Source organism: Pseudomonas sp. EMN2, from assembly GCF_009650555.1.
Taxonomy (GTDB): Bacteria; Pseudomonadota; Gammaproteobacteria; order Pseudomonadales; family Pseudomonadaceae; genus Aquipseudomonas; species Aquipseudomonas sichuanensis.
Genome location: NZ_VZZR01000120.1, coordinates 1 through 18,149 on the forward strand (window position 1 = coordinate 1; position 18,149 = coordinate 18,149).

Sequence of the window (18,149 nt, forward strand, 5' to 3'; positions counted from 1 at the left end):
CCGTATGATGGGAGCGAGCGGCTTTGCCTACTTTGGCCAAGACCAAAGTAGGCCGCCGTAAGGGCGGAAAGGTGACTACGCGTCGACATCACAAATGAATGCGCATATAAAACTCAAAACCAACACCCAACACCCAAAAACCAGCAACCAGCAACCAGCAACCAGCAACCAGCAACCAACTCACAAACTCAGATCCAAAGCCCGCCGCAACGCCTCCCCCCGACCATCATCCACCGCACTGACCAACGCAAAGTTGTAGTCCCCATGGGACCAATACCGCGCCTCCAGCCCCCCATCGGTCCGCTGCCCACTAGGCATCCGCTCAAACCGCTCCCCCGGCGAACGCAAGAACAGACTGACCCGCTGCCCCTGCCCATCCTCGAACACCAGCAACGCCGCCGGCCCCACCTCATTGCTCAACAACCGCGCCCCCACCGGCTGGAAGCCATACCCGCTCAGATCAGGCAACTGCCCGACCCGATTGAAGTGCCGCCCCAGCCAAGCCTGCAACCGCCCCGGATCACTCGCCTGGATATCGAGCGCGGACGCCTCGGCAAACATCCGGTGCGCCTGCACCGCATCGGCCATGGGCAACCCAGCGACTACCAGCGTTGCCTCCCGCGCCTGCCAGCCCCCCAGCCCACCCAACCCCACCGCCAGCACCAGCACCGCCGCCGAGGCCAACCGCCGCTGCCGGCGCTGGCGCAGGCGACGACGCAGCGGGGCAAGATCCAGTTCAGGGTCGACGGGACGCTCTGCAAACCCCGCCAAAGCCGCCCGCAGACGCCGAGCATCGTTGCGCCAGGCCTCGATCCGCGCCGCTTCCTGCGGGTTGGCTGCCAGCCAGGCCGCCACTTCCGCCCGGCGCTCAGGCGTCAGGCGTTCGTCAATGTAGGCATGCAGCTCATGCTCGGTGGGGATCAGACGGGTCATTTGAGTCTCCGCAGGGACGTTGGCGCCGGGTTGCCCTCGGTCAGTTCACGCAAGGCGGCGCGGGCGCGCGACAGGCGCGACATCACCGTGCCGATGGGAATACCCAGGGTTTCGGCGGCCTCCTTGTAGCTCAAACCCTCGACGCTGACCAGCAACAGCAACGCCCGTTGCTCGGCCGACAGCCGCGCGAACGCCTTCAAGTCGGCCTGGGCCAGCACGATGCTCTCGGTATCACCGCCCAGCGGCTCCTCAGCCTGGCTGCGACCGAACCAGGCCAGCCAGCGCGTATGCAGGCGTTCGCGGCGTTTGCCGTCGAGAAACAGCCGGTAAAGGATGGTGAACAGCCAAGGCCGCAGGCTGTCCATCTCGCGCTGCTGGGCGCGCCGGCTGAGGGCGCGCTCGACCGTGGCCTGGACCAGGTCGTCGGCGCTGCTGGCTTCGCGGGTCAGCCACAGGGCGAAGCGGCGCAGGCGCTGCAGCAGCTCGCGCCATTGATGATCGTCCAGGTCGTGCATGGTCGGGTTCCAGGCCCCATTGGGCAGTCAGTGTAAGAGGCAGACGGCGCAAGGGAAAATCTATTCCCTGATCCGGAATAAAAGACTGGGCCGCCCGTCGTACCGGCTCATTCACCGCCACCGGATCGCCCCATGAACACACCCTTGCACGGCCCCGCCAAAGCCCTGCGCCTAACCGCCATCGGCATCACGCTGGCCGCCCTCGGCGCGGGCTTCGCCTATGCCGCTGGCTGGATCGGCGCCGCCAGGCTCACGCCCCAGCGCATCATCGACACCTTTGAAGCCCAGGCCGGCCATCACCCGGGCTACCGGAAAAACCACGCCAAGGGCCTGTGCGTCAGCGGTTACTTCCAAAGCAGCGGCCAGGCCACGGCGTTTTCCACGGCCCGGGTGTTCAGCCAGCAGAAGGTGCCGGTGATCGGCCGCTTCGCCATCGGCGGTGCCAACCCGTTCGCCCCGGACACCGCGGTACCGGTGCGCAGCCTGGCCATCGAGCTCGCCAGCGATGACGGCCAGGTCTGGCGTACCGGCATGAACAACCCGCCAGTGCTGGCGGTCAGCACGCCCGAAGCCTTCTATGACCAAGTGCTGGCCAGCACCCCGGTTGCGGCCACCGGCAAGCCCGACCCGGCCAGGCTCCAGGCATTCTTTGCCGCCCACCCTGAAAGCGCGGCGTTCCGCCAATGGGCGGCGGCCTACAAACCCAGCGACAGCTTTGCCAGTACCGCCTACAACAGCATCAACGCCTTCCGCCTGATCGACGACCACGGCAACAAGCACCCGGTGCGCTGGACGCTGGAGCCACAGACGCCGTTCGCCGCCCTGCCCGCCCAGGTCGATGACAAGCAATTCCTCCAGCACGACCTCGCCCAGCGCATGGCTCAAGGCCCGTTGCGCTGGACCCTGCGCCTGACCCTGGCCGAACCCGGCGACCCGGTCAACGACCCGGCCCGCCCCTGGCCCAGCGAGCGGCGCAGCATCGACGCCGGCACCCTGGTGCTGGAGCAGGTGGACGGCCCCGAACAGGGAGCGTGCCGCGACCTCAACTTCGACCCATTGATCCTGCCCCACGGCATCGAAGCGTCCGACGACCCGATCCTCGCCGCCCGCTCGGCGGCCTACTCGGTGTCGTTCAACCGCCGCAGCCATGAAGCCCTGAGCGAAGGAGCCCGCCCATGACCCCCGCCGCTTTCCACCCCCTGGCCCGCCTGGTGCACTGGCTGATGGCGGTGCTGATCCTGGCCATGTTGTTCATCGGCGTGAGCATGGTCAGCGACCTGTCCACCCATCATCCATTGATGGTCGAACTGCACAAGGCCACCGGACTGGCCCTGCTGGTGCTGGTGCTACTGCGTATCACCCTGCGCCTGAGCCTGCCTCACCCGCCGCTGCCGCGCGACCTGCCCGCCATTCAACGCCTGGCCGCCGGCGCCTCGCACCTGCTGCTGTACGCCCTGATGCTGGCCATGCCGCTGCTGGGCTGGGCGATGCTTTCGGCGGGCGGCTATCCACGCCCGCTGCAGTTACCAGCCATCGCCCCCCACGACCTGCAACTGTACGCTGCGCTGCGCCAGGCCCACGGCTGGGCCGGCTACCTGTTGTTCGCCACTGTGCTGGTGCACTTGGGCGCGGCGCTGATGCATGCCCTGGTGCGCCGCGACGGCGTGTTGCGTAGCATGTGGCCAGGCCCGTTGCGCCGGGGTGAATGAGCACCGACAGGCGCGCGGGGTCGACAGCTGTAAATAATTATTACTAACATCGGCGCTCATTTCGCTGATTTGCCCCGGACTGCCCATGAACGTCGCAAAGGACCCTGCCACCCTCACCCCGGCCAGCACCCTCGACCTGCGCCCACTGCTGCTGGTCAACATGGCCTGCACCCTGTCGATGATGGCCTTCGTTGCCCTGATCGGCCCGATCGCCCGCCTGCTGGGCATGGCCACCTGGCAGGCCGGTGCGGCGGTCACCGTGGCCGGCGTGGTCTGGGTGCTGCTGGCCCGTCCCTGGGGCCGCGCCGCCGATCGCCTCGGCCGGCGCCGTGTGCTGCTGTTGGGCAGCGCCGGGTTCACCCTGGCCTACTGGCTGCTGTGCCTGTTCATCGACGGCGCCCTGCGCTGGCTGCCCGGGGCCACCCTGGCGTTCATCGGCCTCATGCTGACCCGCGGCCTGATCGGCGCCTTCTACGCGGCGCTGCCAGTGGCCGGCAATGCACTGATCGCCGACCATGTCGAACCGCAGCGCCGGGCCCGGGCCATGGCCTCGCTGGGCGCCGCCAACGCGGTCGGCCTGGTGCTCGGCCCGGCCTTGGCGGCAATGCTGTCGCGCTACAGCCTGAGCCTGCCGTTCTACGTGCTGTCGGTGCTGCCGGCCACGGCGTTCGTGGTGCTGCTGTTCAAACTCAAGCCACAGCCACTGCCCCAGCGCCATGCGCCAAGCCCGGTGCGGCTGTCCGACCCACGCCTGCGCCGGCCACTGCTGGTGGCCTTCAGCGCCATGCTCAGCGTGACCGTGTCGCAGATCACCGTTGGCTTCTTCGCCCTCGACCGCCTGCAACTGGCTGCAGGCGAGGCCGCCCAGGCGGCCGGTGTGGCGCTGACCAGCGTGGGCGTGGCGCTGATGCTGGCGCAGGTGCTGCTGCGCCAGCTCGAATGGCCACCGCTGAAGATGATCCGCGTGGGTGCCAGCGTTTCCGGGCTGGGCTTCGCTGCTGCGTCCTTTGCCGCCAGTGCGCCCTGGCTGTGGGCGGCGTTCTTCATTGCCGCATTCGGCATGGGCTTCGTCTTCCCGGCCTTTTCGGCCATGGCGGCCAATGCCATGCACGCCTCGGAACAGGGTGCTACCGCAGGCTCCGTCGGCGCCGCCCAGGGCATGGGCGCGGTGATCGGGCCCTTGGCCGGCACGCTGGTGTATGCCGTCGATCCGCGCATGCCGTTCCTGGCCGTGGCCGCCTTGCTGTTGCTGGTCGGGCTATGGCCCGCACCTGCCGACAAACGCCACTGACACGCACAGCGCGCAAGGCAGGCAGAGTGTGTTTTAATGCGTCGCCCATTATTTTTTACACCTCTGCAAACAAGGCGGCTATGGACACGGGGACACGACTCAAACTGGTGCGTGAACGCAACAACCTCTCGCAACGGGAACTGGCCCGTCGCAGCGGCCTGACCAATTCGACGATCTCGCAGATCGAACAGAACCGCGTCAGCCCCTCGGTCAGCTCCCTGAAAAAACTGCTCGAAGGCATCCCCATGTCCTTGGCGGAGTTTTTCAGTTTCGACGAGCCGGTGCGCGAAGAACGCTTCGTGTTCCGCGGCGGCGAACAGCCCGACCTGGGCCGCAACGGCCTGCGCATGCTGCTGGTCGGCGCCAGCGTCGAAGGCCGACAGATGCGCATGCTGCGCGAGCTGTATGCACCCGGTGCCGATTCCGGCGAGCCGATCGTGCATGCCGAAGGCGAAGAGTGCGGCCTGGTTACCCGCGGCACCATGGAACTGTGGGTCGACGGCCAGGTGAGCATCCTTAACGCCGGCGACGGCTACTACATCCCCACTACCCTCGCCCACAGCTTCAAGAATATCGGCCCGGACGAGGCCGAGATCATCAGCGCCAACACCCCGGCGAACTTCTGATCGCGTGATGCCCCTGGTCAGCAGCCGTGAGGCCTACCAGTGCCTGCGCGACGCCGCCCTCGGCGTTGCGCCGCTGGAGATCATCGCCCGGTCCGCAGAGGTGGCCGTGTGCATCGATGGCTGGCGCTTGAGCCTGGCCCTGGACGACGAAGGCCTGGCTCATTGCAGCCAGTGCGCAAGCCCCGACGGGCGCCAGGGCGCGCTTGAGGATTGGCACCGCTACGGCACCAACCCCGTCGACCACCTGAGCCTGTGGGAACGCCAGCGTATCGAGCAATTACTGGTCTAGCGCGCCAAGGCCTGCTCGACAAAGTCCAGACGGTCCTGGCCGAAGAACATCTGCTCACCGACAAAGCAGGTCGGCGCACCGAACACACCGCGGGCCACGGCCTGCCCGGTGGCCTCCTTCAGGGCCTGCTTGACCTCGTCCTGTGCAGCCAGCCCCTGAAGCGCCTCAGGGTCGAAACCACCCTCCTGCAACGTCGCCGCCAGCACGGCGGGATCCGACAGGTTGCGCTGCTGCCCCCACCAGCCCTCGAACAGCACCTTGAGCAACGCCTCGAAACGCTCCGGTGCCTGCAATTGCGTGCCCATGACACCGCGCATCAGGTTCAGAGTGTTGGCCGGAAACCCCGGCGGCAGGCCAAACGGCACGCCATAGCGGTCGGCAAAGCGCTTGAGGTCGGTGAACATGTAGCGCCCCTTGGCCGGCACCATCACCGGCGAAGCGTTGCCGGTGGCCTGAAACACCCCGCCCAGCAGAATCGGTCGGTACAGCAGCTGCGCATCGTGGCGCGCGCACAGTGCGGGGAGCTGGGTCCAGGCCAGGTAACTGGCCGGGCTGCCCAGGTCGAAATAGAACTCAACGGTCTTGCTCATATGGCAGTCCTTTTGTCAGGGAGGGGGTTACCAGCGTTCGATCCATGGCCGCAGGTCCAGCTCGAAGGTCCAGGCATCACGCGGCTGGGCATGCAGGAACCAGTAGCTGTCGGCGATATGCGCAGGATCGAGGATGCCGTCCTGGTCTTTCAGCGCATAACGTTCAGGGAAGCTGTCACGGATGAAGGCGGTGTCGATGGCACCATCGACCACCACATGGGCGACATGGATGTTCCGTGGCCCCAGCTCCCGCGCCATGCTCTGGGCCAGGGCGCGCAGGCCATGCTTGGCCCCGGCGAAGGCCGCGAAGCCGGCGGCGCCGCGAGTGCCGGCAGTGGCGCCGGTAAACAGGATCGTGCCGCGCTCGCGCTGGACCATGCGCCGTGCCACAGCTTGCGCGGTAAGGAAGCCGGCGAAGCAGGCCATCTCCCAGATCTTGAAGTACTTGCGCGGTGTTTCATCGAGAATGCTGCAGGGCACATTGGCGCCGATATTGAAGACAAACGCCTCGATCGGGCCGATATCGCGCTCGATGGTCTCGACCAGCTCGACCACCTCCTCTTCCTTACGCGCATCCGAGCCAAAGCCATGGGCCTGGCCGCCTGCGGCGCGGATTTCGTCCAGCAACGGCTGCAGTTTCTCGGCCTGGCGCCGGGTCACGCAAGCGGTGTAGCCCTCGCGGGCGAAGCGCTTGGCGATTTCGCCGCCGGTGGCATCCCCCGCACCGATCACCAGCACGACCTTTTGTTGTTCTGCCATGGACCTCTCCATTGATGAATGATCGTTTAGTAAACGAACGCTATGCTACGATCACGCCACCGTCAAGCCAGCGCAACGAGGTCCTGTGCATGCGCTACTCCACCGAACACAAGCAACAGACCCGCGAGAAACTGCTGGCCAGCAGCGGCGCGCTGGCCAAGCGCGGCGGCTTCGCCAGCACCGGCGTGGCCGGGTTGATGAAGGCCATCGGCCTGACCGGCGGCGCGTTCTACAACCATTTCCCGTCCAAGGACGACCTGTTCACCGAAGTGGTCCGCCGCGAGCTGTGCAACAGCCCGCTGGCGCGCCAGGCCAACCGCGGCACCGACCGCGCGCGGCTCAAGCGCCTGCTCGAGCAGTACCTGACCCTCGCCCACCTGCACAACGCCGAAGGTGGCTGCCCGCTGCCGCCACTGGGCGTGGAGATCGCCCGTGCCGAACGCCCGGTGCGCGAGGAGGCCGAGCACTGGCTGGTGGAACTGCACCGGGCCTGGAGCGACACCCTCAAGGACCCGCAACTGGCCTGGGCGCTGCTCAGCCAGTGCGTCGGCGCGCTGGTGGTCGGGCGCATGCTCGCCAGCGAACAGGTGCAGGAACAAGTGCTGGAGGCCAGCCGCGCGCTGGTCGGCAAGGTGTTCGATGAAGATTGCTAGCTCGCTGCTCGGCCTGCTGCTCGCACTCCCCGCCGTGGCCCAGCAAAGCTGCCCCACAGGGCAATACCAGGTGTGCCTGGTGGTGTGCTTCTGCGCCCCGCTCGACCCCAATCAGGGTGGTCAGGTGCTGCAGGATGTCGAACGCATGGCCACCGCCAGCCTGGTGTTCGCCCTGCGCCAGGCCCGCGATGACGCCACCAACCGAGGCACCCAGCCGATCCCGCTGCATATCCGTGCCCAGCTCGAAACCTGGTACGACTTCGCCGTGCTCGACACGGTGCGCTACCAGGTCGGCGATGAGCAGCAGGTCAGCGCCGCCAACGCCATGCTGCAGAACCCCGATGTGAACGCCGTGACCTTGATCGATACGGTGATTTTCCGCCGCGCGGCCGATGCCGAGGACAACGTGGCGCTGTGGGCCCACGAGCTCAAGCACGTGCAGCAGTACCAGGAGCTGGGGGTGGAGGAATTCGCCCGGCGCTATACCCGCAATTACGATGAGCTGGAGGGGCCGGCCTACGCCATCGAGGCGCAAGTGGCCAAGGCGTTGCGCGAGCGTGGGGCGGGTGGTGCGCGTTGATCCGCGACTCGGTGAGGCACCTGTAGGAGCGGCCTTGTGCCGCGAAAGGGCTGCGTAGCGGCCCCGGCTATCGCGCATAGGGTGAAGATTGCTGGGGCCGCTTTGCGGCCCTTTCGCGGCACAAGGCCGCTCCTACACTGAACGCGCAGCAACCTCGTCTGCTAATCCGTCGCGCGGCTGCTGCGCAATGCCAAAGCCGTACAACCAAACCGCCGCCGCACCCACTTGCCCAGGTAACTCCCATCCCCCAATCCCACCTCCTCGGCAATCTGCGCCAGGCTGTGGCTGCCATTGACCAACCGCCAGCGCGCCTGCTGCAGCCGCAGTTCCAACCACCAGGCCTTGGCACTCATGCCATGGCTGGCCTGGAACTGGCGGTCGAGCTGACGCCGGCTGATGCCGAGCTGCGCTGCCAGTTGCTCGACCGAAAGCCCCGATGCCAGGTGATGGCGCATCAACGCCGTGGCCCGCTGCACCTGGCGCCCATGCCCCGGCCCTGCATCCAGCGAGCGCAGGGCATGACGGCTGTCGCGGCTCTCGTCCACCAGCATGTCGGCCAGGCCCTTGAGCGCACGGGCCCGGCCACTGGCGCGGGCGATCAGTTCCACTGCCAGGTCGATGGCGGCAGTCCCTCCTGCGCAGGTGATACGGCTACCGTCCATGCAATACAGCTGCTCGGTCAGTACCTGCACCCTGGGGAATGCGGCACGAAACTCGGCCTCGTGGCGCCAGTGCACCACCACCTTGTGCCCGTCCAGCACACCGCAGGCAGCCAGCAGAAACACCCCATTGTCGACGCCCACCAGCTTCACCCCCGCCTTCACCGCCTGTTTCAACACATCCCGGTAACGCGGGGCCAGCGCAACCGTTGCCCCCGCACTGCGCCCGCCAAACAGCACCAGGTAGTCGTAATCGCGCCAAACCACCTGTTCGACACTGACTTCGACCTGCACCACCGCGCCACTGCTGGATACCACGGGGGCCGCGTCCAGCCCCAGCACGGTCCAGCGGCAATAGCGCTGGCGGCTGTAGTCCTCGTCGTCGGCGGAGAAGCGCAGCTTGTCGAGGAAGGCGCCAAACGGCAGCAAGGCGAACTCCGGCACGGGCAGGATCAGCAGGCGCAAGTCGGGGGTCATGCAGAATGTCCAGATATTACCGTCAGATGTCCGGATCATACCCTTAAAAGCCACCTGCTCGGCCCTACACTGGCGCCCTGCAAACCTACAAGGCATACCCCAATGGCACTCGACACCTGGCTTATCTACCTGCTCGCCAGCATCGGCCTGTCGCTGACCCCAGGCCCCAACAGCCTGCTGGCGCTGACCCACGGCGCGTTGTACGGCGCGCGGCGCACGCTGTTCACCATCGTCGGCGGGGTGTTCGGCTTCAGCGCCCTGATCGCCCTGGCCATGTTCGGCCTGAGCGCCCTGCTGCAGGCCTCGGCCCAGGTGCTGACGGTGCTCAAATGGGTCGGCGGCGCCTACCTGGTGTGGCTGGGCATCCAACTGTGGCGCACCCCGGCGCTGCACCTCGAACTGAGCGCGGGCAGCGCCCGGTTGGGCAATGCCGGCTTGTTCCGCCAAGGCTTTCTGTCGGCCATGGCCAACCCCAAGGTGCTGCTGTTCTATGGCGCCTTCCTGCCACAATTCATCGACCCACAACGCGGCCTGGCGCTGCAGTTCGTGGTGATGGCGGCGACCTTCGCCAGTGTGGAGTTCGTGGTCGAATACCTGCTGGCGCGATTGGCCTATCGCATCCGGCCTTGGCTCAGCAAGGGCGGCAAGGGCTTCAACAGGTGCTGCGGCGGGTTGTTCGCGCTGATCGGTGTGGCGCTGCCGTTGGGGCGTTGAAGCAAGCTGCAACTGCGCGCTGAGAGCCGGCTCTCAACGCGCAGTTGTTCATCAGGTATTGCGTCGTTTCACGAGGCGCTCTGCGTTGCTACCTGCTCGGTTTGCGCGGCATGGCGGCTGAAATCGCGCAGGTAGGTAATGAACTCCTGCAACAGGCGATCCCACAGCTGCAGGTGGTTGAGCAAGTGCTTGCCAGTCACTCCGTCACTGACCAACACATCAAGCTCCATCACCAGGAACTCGCCCTGCCGATACAGACGGGCGAAACGCCGTGAAGTGCTCCAGTGCTCCACTACGCCCTCGGGCAGTTCGCCCTGGATGCGCAGCGCACAGCTGAAGGTGAAGTCGAGGAACTGCCCTTCGATCGCCGCCGGATTGCCCAGGCGCACGGCAAAGCCGATTCCCTGGCTGGCACTGAGCAGTTGCACCAGGCCGTTCTGCTCGCTGCGGTTGACGCGCAGGCCGGCGTCCTGCAGCAGGCTGGTGAGGGTTTCGACGTTCACGCTTTCGATCAGGGCTTGTTCAGTCATGGTCTTGCTCCTTGTGGTGTCGATAAATCATTGCCAGGCGCGTACTTGCGCCGCATCGCACTGTGTCTTGTATAGCTGAACGACTGGGTTTTGCGTGATTTCTTCGAATTTCGCCCGCATCAGCCGCTACGCTTGCTGCTTGATCCCGCCGAGTGAGCCGCATGAACATCCTTTACGACGAGCGCATCGATGGCCCGCTGCCGGCCGTGGACAAGCCCGCACTGCTGCAGGCCCTGCGCGACGCCCTGCCCGACCTCGAGGTCCTGCACCGCAGCGAAGACCTCAAGCCCTACGAATGCGACGGCCTGTCGGCCTACCGCACGGTGCCGCTGCTGGTGGTGCTGCCCGAGCGCCTGGAGCAGGTGCAGGCATTGCTGCAACTGTGCCACCAACGTGGCGTGCCGGTGGTGGCACGCGGCGCCGGCACGGGGCTGTCCGGTGGCGCGCTGCCGCTGAGCCAGGGCATCCTGCTGGTGATGGCGCGCTTCAACCGCATCCTTGAAGTCAACCCGCAAGGGCGCTTTGCCCGGGTCCAGCCTGGGGTGCGCAACCTGGCGATCTCCCAGGCAGCGGCCCCCTTCGGGCTGTACTACGCGCCCGATCCGTCCTCGCAGATTGCCTGCACCATCGGCGGCAATGTCGCCGAAAACGCCGGTGGGGTGCACTGCCTCAAGTACGGCCTGACCGTGCACAACCTGCTCAAGGTAGAGATTCTTACGGTCGAGGGCGAGCGCCTGGTACTGGGCAGCGATGCCCTCGACAGCCCGGGTTTCGACCTGCTGGCGCTGTTCACCGGCTCCGAGGGCATGCTTGGCATCGTCACCGAAGTGACCGTCAAGCTGCTGCCCAAGCCCCAGGTGGCGCGGGTGCTGCTGGCCAGTTTCGACACGGTCGAGGACGCCGGCCGCGCGGTGGCCGACATCATCGCCGCCGGCATCATCCCCGGCGGCCTGGAGATGATGGACAACCTGGCGATCCGCGCCGCCGAGGACTTCATTCACGCCGGTTACCCGGTGGACGCGGCAGCCATCCTGCTGTGCGAACTCGACGGCGTGGAAGCCGACGTGCAGGACGATTGCGCGCGGGTCGATGCCTTGCTGCGCAAGGCCGGCGCCCGCGACGTGCGCCTGGCCTGCGACGAGGCCGAACGGGTGCGCTTCTGGGCCGGGCGCAAGAACGCCTTCCCGGCGGTGGGGCGCATTTCGCCGGACTACTACTGCATGGACGGCACCATCCCACGCCGCGAGCTGCCCCGGGTGCTCAAAGGCATCAGCGATTTGTCCGCGCAGTACGGCCTGCGGGTGGCCAACGTGTTCCACGCCGGCGACGGCAACATGCACCCGCTGATCCTGTTCGACGCCAACCTGTCCGGCGAGCTGGAACGGGCCGAGGCCATCGGTGGCAAGATCCTCGAACTGTGCGTGGCGGTGGGCGGCAGCATCACCGGCGAGCACGGGGTGGGCCGCGAAAAGATCAACCAGATGTGTGCCCAGTTCAACAGCGACGAAATCACCTTGTTCCATGGGGTGAAAGCCGCCTTCGACCCGCAAGGTCTGCTCAACCCCGGCAAGAACATCCCCACCCTGCACCGCTGCGCCGAGTTCGGCGCGCTGCACGTGCACCACGGCCAACTGCCCTTCCCCGACCTGGAGCGTTTCTGATGGGCCGCGACCTCAGCCAGGACCTGCTGGAACAGGTCAACCAGGCGCTGAACCTGGGTACCCCGCTGCGCATCCAGGGCGGCAACAGCAAGGCCATGCTCGGGCGCCCGGTGGCCGGCGAGATCGTCGACACCCGGGGCCACCACGGCATCGTCAGCTATGACCCGACCGAGCTGGTCATCACTGCCCGCGCCGGCACGCCGCTAGGCGAAATTGAAGCAGCGCTGCACCAGGCCGGGCAGATGCTGCCCTGCGAGCCGCCGCACCTGGGGCCAGGGGCCACGCTCGGCGGCATGGTCGCGGCGGGGCTGTCCGGGCCACGGCGGCCCTGGGCCGGGGCGGTGCGCGACTACGTGCTTGGCACGCGACTGATCACCGGCCACGGCAAGCTGCTGCGCTTTGGCGGCGAGGTGATGAAGAACGTCGCTGGCTACGATGTGTCGCGCTTGATGGCCGGCAGCTTCGGCTGCCTGGGACTGCTCACCGAAGTGTCGCTTAAGGTACTGCCCCGGCCGCGCCAATGCCTGAGCCTGCGTTTGCCGATCGACAGCCGGCAGGCCTTGGCCGCACTGGCCGAGTGGGGCCAGCAGCCGCTGCCGATCAGTGCTGCCTGCCATGACGGTGAAGCGCTGTACCTGCGCCTGGAGGGTGGCGAAGGCTCGGTGCGTTCGGCCCGCGAGCGGCTGGGTGGCGACGCGGTGGACAACCGGCTGTGGTACGACCTGCGCGAACAGCGCCTGCCGTTCTTCGACGACCCAGCGCCGCTGTGGCGTCTGTCGGTACCCGGCACCTGCGCCCTGCTCGACCTTCCGGGGCGGCAGTTGATCGACTGGAGCGGCGCGCAACGCTGGCTCACCTCCAGTGCGCCAGCGCAGGTAATCCGTGAGCAGGTGGCCAAGGTCGGCGGCCATGCCACCGCCTATGCCCCCGGCGATGACAGCACGGCGCCGCTGCCGGCGGCGCTGATGCGCTACCACCAGGCACTGAAACGGCAACTCGACCCCCAGGGCATCTTCAACCCTGGCCGCCTGTACCCGGACCTGTGAGGCCACGCCATGCAAACCCACCTGAGCGATGCCGCCAAGCAGCTGCCCCGCGCTGAAGAGGCCGAAAGCATCCTGCGTTCCTGCGTGCACTGCGGCTTCTGCACGGCCACCTGCCCCACCTATCAATTGCTCGGCGACGAGCTGGACGGGCCGCGCGGGCGTATCTACCTGATCAAGCAGGTGCTCGAAGGCGAGCCAGTGACCGCCAGCACCCAACTGCACCTGGACCGCTGCCTGAGCTGCCGCAATTGCGAGAGCACCTGCCCCTCGGGGGTCAGGTACCACGACCTGCTCGATATCGGCCGCGCCGTGGTCGAACAACAGGTGCCGCGCCCGCTGGGTCAGCGTCTGTTGCGCGAGGGCTTGCGTGCCGTAGTGCCGCATCCGGCCGCGTTCAAGGCCCTGGCCAAGGTCGGTCAAAGCCTCAGGCCGCTGCTGCCGAGCGGCCTCAAGGCCAAGTTGCCGGCCCAGGTGCACGACGCCGGCCAGCGCCCGGCGCCGCGCCATCCACGCCGCGTGCTGCTGCTCGAAGGCTGCGTGCAGCAAGCCCTGTCGCCCAACACCAACGCCGCCACCGCGCGCCTGCTGGACCGTCTCGGCATCAGCGTCGAACCGGCCCGCGAGGCCGGCTGCTGCGGCGCCGTGGACTATCACCTGGATGCCCAGGCACAGGGCCTGCAACGCGCCCGCCACAACATCGACGCCTGGTGGCCGGCCATCGAAGCCGGCGCCGAAGCCATCGTGCAAACCGCCAGCGGCTGCGGTGCCTTCGTGCGCGACTATGGCCACCTGCTCAAGGACGATGCGCGCTACGCCGCCAAGGCTGTCCGGGTCAGCGCCCTGGCCCGCGACCTGGTGCAACTGCTGCAGGCCGAGCCGCTGGAGCAGTTGGGCCTGTGCACCGAGCAGCGCCTGGCCTTCCATTGCCCCTGCACCTTGCAGCATGCCCTCAAACTCGGCGGTGCCGTGGAAAGCCTGCTGACCCGCCTGGGTTTCCACCTCACCAGCGTGCCCGACGGCCACCTGTGCTGCGGCTCGGCGGGCACCTACTCGCTGACCCAGCCGGCGCTGTCGCGCCAGCTGCGCGACAACCGCCTGGCGGCCCTGGAAAGCGGAAAACCTGCGATCATCGCCACCGCCAATATCGGCTGCCAGCTCCACCTTGATGGCGCCGGCCGCACACCGGTACGGCACTGGATCGAAATTGTCGAAGACGCCCTGGAGGCACCCCATGCATAGCAAACCCGTACTCGACCAGGCGGACGTCGCCCGGCTGCTCGCCGCCGCCCGCCAGCACGCCCAGGCCCAGCAATGGCCGGTGACCATCGCCGTGGTCGACGACGGCGGCCACCCGCTGGCCCTGGAGCGCCTGGACGGCTGCGCCCCGGCCAGCGCCTACATCGCCATGGAGAAAGCCCGCACCGCGGCGCTGGGCTGCCGGGAATCGCGCGACTACGAGCAGATGGTCAACGATGGGCGCACCGCCTTCGTCACCGCGCCGTTGCTGACCAGCCTGGAAGGCGGCGTGCCGCTGAGGGTGGAGGGCCAGGTGGTCGGCGCGATCGGCGTGTCGGGGGTCAAGTCCGGACAGGATGCAGAAGTGGCCAAGGCCGGGGCACAGGCGCTGTGATGCCCCTGCCCCGGCCTCGGCGGCTCAGTGCCCCGCCGAAGCCGGGCCGGCCTTGGCAGTGAACGGTGGCTTGGCCAGCCACACCAGCAGGATCAAGCCGGCGAACACCCAGGTCAGCAGGGTGAAGTAGTCCACCGTCGACATCATGTAGGCCTGGCCGTTGAGCATCTGCTCCAGCTGCGCGTAGCTCTGCGGGTTGGCCCCGCCCAGCTGGTCTAGGGCATGGCGGGTGGCCGGGTCGAAGCTGCTGAGGTGCTCGCTCAGGTAGGCGTGGTGCTGGTCGGCGCGGCGGATCCAGATCCAGGTCGTCAGCGACGCGGCGAAACTGCCGCCCAGGGTGCGCAGGAAGGTGGCCAGGCCCGAGCCATCGGCGATCTGCTGCGGCGGCAGGTCCGACAGCAGGATGCTCAAGGTCGGCATGAAGAACAACGCCACGCCGATGCCCATGAACAGCTGCACCAGGGCGATATGGGTGAAATCCACTTCGTTGGTAAAGCCGGCGCGCATGTAGCAACTGGTGCCGATGGCCAGGAAGGCGATGCCGGCCAGCAGGCGCAGGTCGAAGCGGTGCGCGTACTTGCCCACGAACGGCGACATCAGCACCGGCAGCAAGCCGATCGGCGCCACCGCCAGGCCCGCCCAGGTGGCGGTATAGCCCATCTGCGTCTGCAGCCACTGCGGCAGGATCAGGTTGATGCCGAAAAACGCCGAGTAGCCGCCCACCAGCACGATGGTGCCGATGCGGAAGTTGCGGTGCACGAACAGACGCAGGTTGACCACCGGGTGACGGTCGGTGAGCTCCCAGATGATGAAGATCGCCAGGAACACCACCGAGATCAGCGTGCCGATGACGATGAACGAGGACTCGAACCAGTCCAGGTCGTTGCCCTTGTCCAACACCACCTGCAACGCACCGACACCGACGATCAAGGTCAGCAGGCCGATGTAGTCCATCGGCTGACGGCTGGTGACCACCGGCCGCGCGCGCATCTGCTGGCGCACCACGGCGGCGGCGAACAGGCCGATCGGGATGTTGATGAAGAAGATCCAGGGCCAGCTGTAGCTGTCGGTGATCCAGCCGCCGAGTATCGGCCCTGCAATCGGCGCCACCACCGTGACCATCGCCAGCAACGCCAGGGCCATGCCGCGCTTGGCCGGCGGGTACACGGCAATCAGCAAGGTCTGGGTCATCGGGTACAGGGGCCCGGCGACCACGCCCTGCAACACGCGGAACCCGACCAGCTCGGGCATCGACTGGGCGACGCCGCAAAGGAACGACGCCAGCACGAACAGCAAGGTGGCCCAGAGGAACAGCTTGACCTCACCGAAGCGCCGGCTCAGCCAGCCGGTGAGCGGCAAGGCGATGGCGTTGCTCACCGCAAACGAGGTGATCACCCAGGTGCCCTGCTCGTAACTCACGCCGAGGTTGCCGGAGATGGTCGGCAGCGCCACGTTGGCGATGGTGGTGTCGAGCACCTGCATGAAGGTTGCCAGCGACAGGCCGATGGTGGTCAGCAGCAGGCTCGGCGGGGTGAACTGCGCGGGGGCCGCCTGGCTCATCGCTGCGCCGTCTTGCCGCTGGCGCTGTTGTCGTGGATCAACCGGGCGATCAGGTTGTCGGCCTCGACCAACTGGCGGTCATACACCTGGGTGCTGTAGCTGGCCTGCTGCGGTGGTTGTTGGGCCAGGGCCGGGCCGCTTTGGTCGTGCAGGTCGACTTCGGCGACGGTGGACAGGCCGATGCGCAGCGGGTGGTCTTTCAACTGCTCGGGGTTCAGGTGGATACGCACCGGCACCCGCTGGACGATCTTGATCCAGTTGCCGGTGGCGTTCTGCGCCGGCAGCAGGGCGAAGGCGCTGCCAGTGCCAGCGCCGAGGCTGTCGACGGTGCCGCTGTACTTCACTTCGCTACCGTACAGGTCGGCAGTGATCTGCACCGGCTGGCCGATGCGCATGTTGCGCAGCTGGGTCTCTTTGAAGTTGGCGTCGATCCACACCTGATCCAGCGGGATCACCGCCATGGTCGCGGTGCCCGGCTGCAGGCGCTGGCCCAGTTGCACGGTGCGTTTGGCCACATAGCCGGTGACCGGCGCCACCAGAGTGGTGCGGGCGTGGTCGAGGTAGGCCTGGCGCAGGTCAGCGGCGGCGGCCATCACTTCCGGGTGCGACGAGACCACGGTGTCGTCGATCAGCGCGGTGCTGGTGTTGAGCTGCTGGCGCGCGCTGTTGACGGCGGCCTCGGCGACGGCCAGGTCGTCACGGGCGTGGGCGATCTCTTCCTGGGCGATGGCGCCGCTGTCGGCCAGCACCTTGCGCCGGTTGTAGTTTTGCTGGGCTTTCTGCAGCTCGGCCTGGCGGGTTGCCACTTGCGCCTTGAGCGCATCGACGTTGCTGTACAGCCCGCGCACCTGGCGCACGCTGCGCGCCAGCTTGGCCTCGGCGGACTGCAGGGCCACTTCGCTGTCGGCCGGGTCGAATTGCAGCAGCACCTGCCCTGCCTGCACCAGGTCGCCGTCATCGGCACCGATGCTGGTGACGGTGCCGCTGACCAGAGGGGTGATTTGCACGACGTTGCCGCTGACGTAGGCGTCATCGGTGCTTTCCTGCCAGCGCCCGACCAGGCTGTACCAGGCCCAGGTGGCGGCCCCGGCGAGGATCAGCAGCAGTAGCAGGCCCAGCAGCCAGGCCTTGCGTTTACGCGTGTTGTCGGGCGCGGCAGCTGGGGTGGAGGTGTCAGCGGGAGTGGCCATGACAATACCTTGGAGAATGCGTGACAGGGATCAACGATCGCCGAAGCGGCGGATCGTCAGGGGGTCGCCGGCGCTGAGCAGAACCTTGGCGAGCAGGCTTTCGAGGGTTTTCAGCTCCTCGGGCTGGAGCACGCCGACCAGTTCGTTCATCGCCGCCGCGCCGACCTGGGGCAGGCGGTCGGCCAGGCGTTGGCCGTCGGCGCTGAGTGCCAGGCGCACCTGGCGGCGGTCTTCGGGGCAGCGGTTGCGCAGGATCAGGCCTTTCTGCTCGAGGCGGTCGAGCATGCGGGTCATCGAGCCGCTGTCCAGGCCCAGGTAGCGGCAGAGCTCGGCCGGGGTGTCGACCTGGTACTGGGTGACGATGATCAGCACCTTGAACTGTGCGGAGGTGACGCCGTGGGCTTCGAGGTGCCAGTCGAGGATGCGGTCCTTGAGGATCGCGGCGCGGCCGAGCAGCATGCCGATGGCGCAGGTCTGGAAGTTTTCCGGGGTGAAATGGGACATCGGGGTTTGCTCGGGTAATTGTGTGTAAATATTACTGCCTAGGCAGGGAATGTCAAAGCATTGATTAGGATGCTAAGTAAAGATTCATTTTTGGGGGTTCGGGTTCGGGTTCGGGTTCGGGTTCGGGTTCGGGGCTTAGTGTGTTGGTTTTGATGGATGTATGCGCATTCATTTGCGATGGCGACGCATAGTCACCTTTCCGCCCTTACGGCGGCCTACTTTGGTCTTGGCCA

At 67.0% G+C, this 18,149-nt stretch carries 21 protein-coding genes; 12 read left to right on the top strand and 9 right to left on the bottom strand.

What is annotated here, in order from left to right; translation table 11 throughout:
- Positions 1-180: 180 nt before the first annotated feature.
- Together F6X61_RS26070 and F6X61_RS26075 are read right to left on the bottom strand one after the other, a co-directional pair.
- Positions 181-933: an anti-sigma factor gene (locus F6X61_RS26070; RefSeq protein ID WP_153789179.1), complete on the bottom strand. Its 753-nt coding sequence runs from the start codon at positions 931-933 to the stop codon at positions 181-183.
- The gene (locus F6X61_RS26075) at positions 930-1,448 is read right to left on the bottom strand and encodes a sigma-70 family RNA polymerase sigma factor (RefSeq protein ID WP_153789180.1); all 519 of its coding nucleotides are present in this window, start codon (positions 1,446-1,448) and stop codon (positions 930-932) included. Before F6X61_RS26075 ends, F6X61_RS26070 begins: the two co-directional genes overlap by 4 nt.
- A gap of 132 nt (positions 1,449-1,580) precedes the next feature.
- Here F6X61_RS26075 and F6X61_RS26080 point away from each other — a divergent pair, with 132 nt between their 5' ends.
- From F6X61_RS26080 to F6X61_RS26100, 5 genes are all read left to right on the top strand, one after another.
- On the top strand, positions 1,581-2,627 hold the full coding sequence (locus tag F6X61_RS26080) for a catalase family peroxidase (protein ID WP_153789181.1): 1,047 nt from the start codon (positions 1,581-1,583) through the stop codon (positions 2,625-2,627).
- Positions 2,624-3,157: a cytochrome b gene (locus F6X61_RS26085; protein ID WP_153789182.1), complete on the top strand. Its 534-nt coding sequence runs from the start codon at positions 2,624-2,626 to the stop codon at positions 3,155-3,157. Before F6X61_RS26080 ends, F6X61_RS26085 begins: the two co-directional genes overlap by 4 nt.
- Before the next feature lie 85 nt (positions 3,158-3,242).
- Positions 3,243-4,448, top strand: coding sequence for an MFS transporter (locus tag F6X61_RS26090; RefSeq protein WP_153789183.1), 1,206 nt, complete (start codon positions 3,243-3,245; stop codon positions 4,446-4,448).
- A gap of 80 nt (positions 4,449-4,528) precedes the next feature.
- Positions 4,529-5,074, top strand: a complete 546-nt coding sequence (locus tag F6X61_RS26095) for a cupin domain-containing protein (protein ID WP_110995475.1) — start codon at positions 4,529-4,531, stop codon at positions 5,072-5,074.
- A 7-nt stretch (positions 5,075-5,081) separates the two neighbouring features.
- Positions 5,082-5,363, top strand: coding sequence for a hypothetical protein (locus tag F6X61_RS26100; protein ID WP_153789184.1), 282 nt, complete (start codon positions 5,082-5,084; stop codon positions 5,361-5,363).
- Here the strand turns inward: F6X61_RS26100 and F6X61_RS26105 are convergent.
- Both F6X61_RS26105 and F6X61_RS26110 read right to left on the bottom strand, forming a co-directional pair.
- Entirely contained in the window at positions 5,360-5,953 is a 594-nt protein-coding gene (locus F6X61_RS26105) for a 2-hydroxychromene-2-carboxylate isomerase (protein ID WP_153789185.1), read from the bottom strand. The two genes, F6X61_RS26100 and F6X61_RS26105, sit on opposite strands and share 4 nt — an antisense overlap.
- A 27-nt stretch (positions 5,954-5,980) precedes the next feature.
- Entirely contained in the window at positions 5,981-6,712 is a 732-nt protein-coding gene (locus tag F6X61_RS26110; protein ID WP_153789186.1) for an SDR family oxidoreductase, read from the bottom strand.
- Positions 6,713-6,801: 89 nt separating this feature from the next.
- Here F6X61_RS26110 and F6X61_RS26115 point away from each other — a divergent pair, with 89 nt between their 5' ends.
- Together F6X61_RS26115 and F6X61_RS26120 are read left to right on the top strand one after the other, a co-directional pair.
- Positions 6,802-7,365 (top strand): TetR/AcrR family transcriptional regulator, encoded by a 564-nt coding sequence (locus F6X61_RS26115; RefSeq protein ID WP_153789187.1) that lies wholly within the window; start codon positions 6,802-6,804, stop codon positions 7,363-7,365.
- Positions 7,352-7,945 carry a DUF4157 domain-containing protein gene (locus tag F6X61_RS26120; protein WP_153789188.1) on the top strand — a complete coding sequence of 198 codons (594 nt, stop codon included), beginning with the start codon at positions 7,352-7,354 and terminating at the stop codon, positions 7,943-7,945. The genes F6X61_RS26115 and F6X61_RS26120 overlap by 14 nt, the downstream gene beginning before the upstream one ends.
- 161 nt (positions 7,946-8,106) lie before the next feature.
- Here the strand turns inward: F6X61_RS26120 and F6X61_RS26125 are convergent, their stop codons facing one another.
- The gene (locus F6X61_RS26125; protein WP_153789189.1) at positions 8,107-9,081 is read right to left on the bottom strand and encodes a GlxA family transcriptional regulator; all 975 of its coding nucleotides are present in this window, start codon (positions 9,079-9,081) and stop codon (positions 8,107-8,109) included.
- A gap of 102 nt (positions 9,082-9,183) precedes the next feature.
- Between F6X61_RS26125 and F6X61_RS26130 the strand changes: the two genes are divergently transcribed.
- The gene (locus F6X61_RS26130) at positions 9,184-9,795 is read left to right on the top strand and encodes a LysE family translocator (protein WP_153789190.1); all 612 of its coding nucleotides are present in this window, start codon (positions 9,184-9,186) and stop codon (positions 9,793-9,795) included.
- Between the two features lie 68 nt (positions 9,796-9,863).
- Here F6X61_RS26130 and F6X61_RS26135 read toward each other — a convergent pair whose 3' ends face one another.
- Positions 9,864-10,325 carry a YbjN domain-containing protein gene (locus F6X61_RS26135; protein ID WP_153789191.1) on the bottom strand — a complete coding sequence of 154 codons (462 nt, stop codon included), beginning with the start codon at positions 10,323-10,325 and terminating at the stop codon, positions 9,864-9,866.
- Between the two features lie 161 nt (positions 10,326-10,486).
- Between F6X61_RS26135 and glcD the strand changes: the two genes are divergently transcribed.
- From glcD to F6X61_RS26155, 4 genes are read left to right on the top strand one after another with little or no spacing between them, the layout of a single operon-like run.
- Positions 10,487-11,986 carry a glycolate oxidase subunit GlcD gene (gene glcD / locus F6X61_RS26140; RefSeq protein ID WP_153789192.1) on the top strand — a complete coding sequence of 500 codons (1,500 nt, stop codon included), beginning with the start codon at positions 10,487-10,489 and terminating at the stop codon, positions 11,984-11,986.
- Positions 11,986-13,032 (top strand): glycolate oxidase subunit GlcE, encoded by a 1,047-nt coding sequence (glcE, locus tag F6X61_RS26145; RefSeq protein WP_153789193.1) that lies wholly within the window; start codon positions 11,986-11,988, stop codon positions 13,030-13,032. Before glcD ends, glcE begins: the two co-directional genes overlap by 1 nt.
- Positions 13,033-13,041: 9 nt before the next feature.
- Entirely contained in the window at positions 13,042-14,271 is a 1,230-nt protein-coding gene (glcF, locus tag F6X61_RS26150; protein ID WP_153789194.1) for a glycolate oxidase subunit GlcF, read from the top strand.
- Positions 14,264-14,662: a heme-binding protein gene (locus F6X61_RS26155; protein ID WP_153789195.1), complete on the top strand. Its 399-nt coding sequence runs from the start codon at positions 14,264-14,266 to the stop codon at positions 14,660-14,662. The genes glcF and F6X61_RS26155 overlap by 8 nt, the downstream gene beginning before the upstream one ends.
- A gap of 24 nt (positions 14,663-14,686) precedes the next feature.
- On the opposite strand, the gene F6X61_RS26160 is transcribed toward F6X61_RS26155, so the two are convergent.
- The 3 genes from F6X61_RS26160 to F6X61_RS26170 are packed head-to-tail and all read right to left on the bottom strand — an operon-like array spanning position 14,687 to position 17,916.
- Positions 14,687-16,222 carry a DHA2 family efflux MFS transporter permease subunit gene (locus F6X61_RS26160; RefSeq protein ID WP_153789196.1) on the bottom strand — a complete coding sequence of 512 codons (1,536 nt, stop codon included), beginning with the start codon at positions 16,220-16,222 and terminating at the stop codon, positions 14,687-14,689.
- A complete protein-coding gene (locus tag F6X61_RS26165) occupies positions 16,219-17,412 on the bottom strand; it encodes an HlyD family efflux transporter periplasmic adaptor subunit (protein ID WP_153789197.1) in 1,194 nt (397 codons plus the stop codon). The genes F6X61_RS26160 and F6X61_RS26165 overlap by 4 nt, the downstream gene beginning before the upstream one ends.
- A 30-nt stretch (positions 17,413-17,442) precedes the next feature.
- On the bottom strand, positions 17,443-17,916 hold the full coding sequence (locus F6X61_RS26170; RefSeq protein WP_153789198.1) for a MarR family winged helix-turn-helix transcriptional regulator: 474 nt from the start codon (positions 17,914-17,916) through the stop codon (positions 17,443-17,445).
- Positions 17,917-18,149: the final 233 nt, after the last annotated feature.

What these genes read in the sequence shown, in the direction of transcription:
- F6X61_RS26130 (WP_153789190.1), top strand. Translation starts at nt 9,184, where the DNA reads ATGGCACTCGACACCTGGCTTATCTACCTGCTCGCCAGCATCGGCCTG.
- F6X61_RS26170 (WP_153789198.1), bottom strand. Translation starts at nt 17,916, where the DNA reads ATGTCCCATTTCACCCCGGAAAACTTCCAGACCTGCGCCATCGGCATG.
- glcE (WP_153789193.1), top strand. Translation starts at nt 11,986, where the DNA reads ATGGGCCGCGACCTCAGCCAGGACCTGCTGGAACAGGTCAACCAGGCG.
- F6X61_RS26120 (WP_153789188.1), top strand. Translation starts at nt 7,352, where the DNA reads ATGAAGATTGCTAGCTCGCTGCTCGGCCTGCTGCTCGCACTCCCCGCC.
- F6X61_RS26090 (WP_153789183.1), top strand. Translation starts at nt 3,243, where the DNA reads ATGAACGTCGCAAAGGACCCTGCCACCCTCACCCCGGCCAGCACCCTC.
- F6X61_RS26110 (WP_153789186.1), bottom strand. Translation starts at nt 6,712, where the DNA reads ATGGCAGAACAACAAAAGGTCGTGCTGGTGATCGGTGCGGGGGATGCC.
- F6X61_RS26100 (WP_153789184.1), top strand. Translation starts at nt 5,082, where the DNA reads ATGCCCCTGGTCAGCAGCCGTGAGGCCTACCAGTGCCTGCGCGACGCC.
- F6X61_RS26160 (WP_153789196.1), bottom strand. Translation starts at nt 16,222, where the DNA reads ATGAGCCAGGCGGCCCCCGCGCAGTTCACCCCGCCGAGCCTGCTGCTG.
- F6X61_RS26165 (WP_153789197.1), bottom strand. Translation starts at nt 17,412, where the DNA reads ATGGCCACTCCCGCTGACACCTCCACCCCAGCTGCCGCGCCCGACAAC.
- F6X61_RS26155 (WP_153789195.1), top strand. Translation starts at nt 14,264, where the DNA reads ATGCATAGCAAACCCGTACTCGACCAGGCGGACGTCGCCCGGCTGCTC.
- F6X61_RS26075 (WP_153789180.1), bottom strand. Translation starts at nt 1,448, where the DNA reads ATGCACGACCTGGACGATCATCAATGGCGCGAGCTGCTGCAGCGCCTG.
- F6X61_RS26105 (WP_153789185.1), bottom strand. Translation starts at nt 5,953, where the DNA reads ATGAGCAAGACCGTTGAGTTCTATTTCGACCTGGGCAGCCCGGCCAGT.
- F6X61_RS26115 (WP_153789187.1), top strand. Translation starts at nt 6,802, where the DNA reads ATGCGCTACTCCACCGAACACAAGCAACAGACCCGCGAGAAACTGCTG.
- F6X61_RS26085 (WP_153789182.1), top strand. Translation starts at nt 2,624, where the DNA reads ATGACCCCCGCCGCTTTCCACCCCCTGGCCCGCCTGGTGCACTGGCTG.
- F6X61_RS26080 (WP_153789181.1), top strand. Translation starts at nt 1,581, where the DNA reads ATGAACACACCCTTGCACGGCCCCGCCAAAGCCCTGCGCCTAACCGCC.
- F6X61_RS26135 (WP_153789191.1), bottom strand. Translation starts at nt 10,325, where the DNA reads ATGACTGAACAAGCCCTGATCGAAAGCGTGAACGTCGAAACCCTCACC.
- glcD (WP_153789192.1), top strand. Translation starts at nt 10,487, where the DNA reads ATGAACATCCTTTACGACGAGCGCATCGATGGCCCGCTGCCGGCCGTG.
- F6X61_RS26070 (WP_153789179.1), bottom strand. Translation starts at nt 933, where the DNA reads ATGACCCGTCTGATCCCCACCGAGCATGAGCTGCATGCCTACATTGAC.
- glcF (WP_153789194.1), top strand. Translation starts at nt 13,042, where the DNA reads ATGCAAACCCACCTGAGCGATGCCGCCAAGCAGCTGCCCCGCGCTGAA.
- F6X61_RS26095 (WP_110995475.1), top strand. Translation starts at nt 4,529, where the DNA reads ATGGACACGGGGACACGACTCAAACTGGTGCGTGAACGCAACAACCTC.
- F6X61_RS26125 (WP_153789189.1), bottom strand. Translation starts at nt 9,081, where the DNA reads ATGACCCCCGACTTGCGCCTGCTGATCCTGCCCGTGCCGGAGTTCGCC.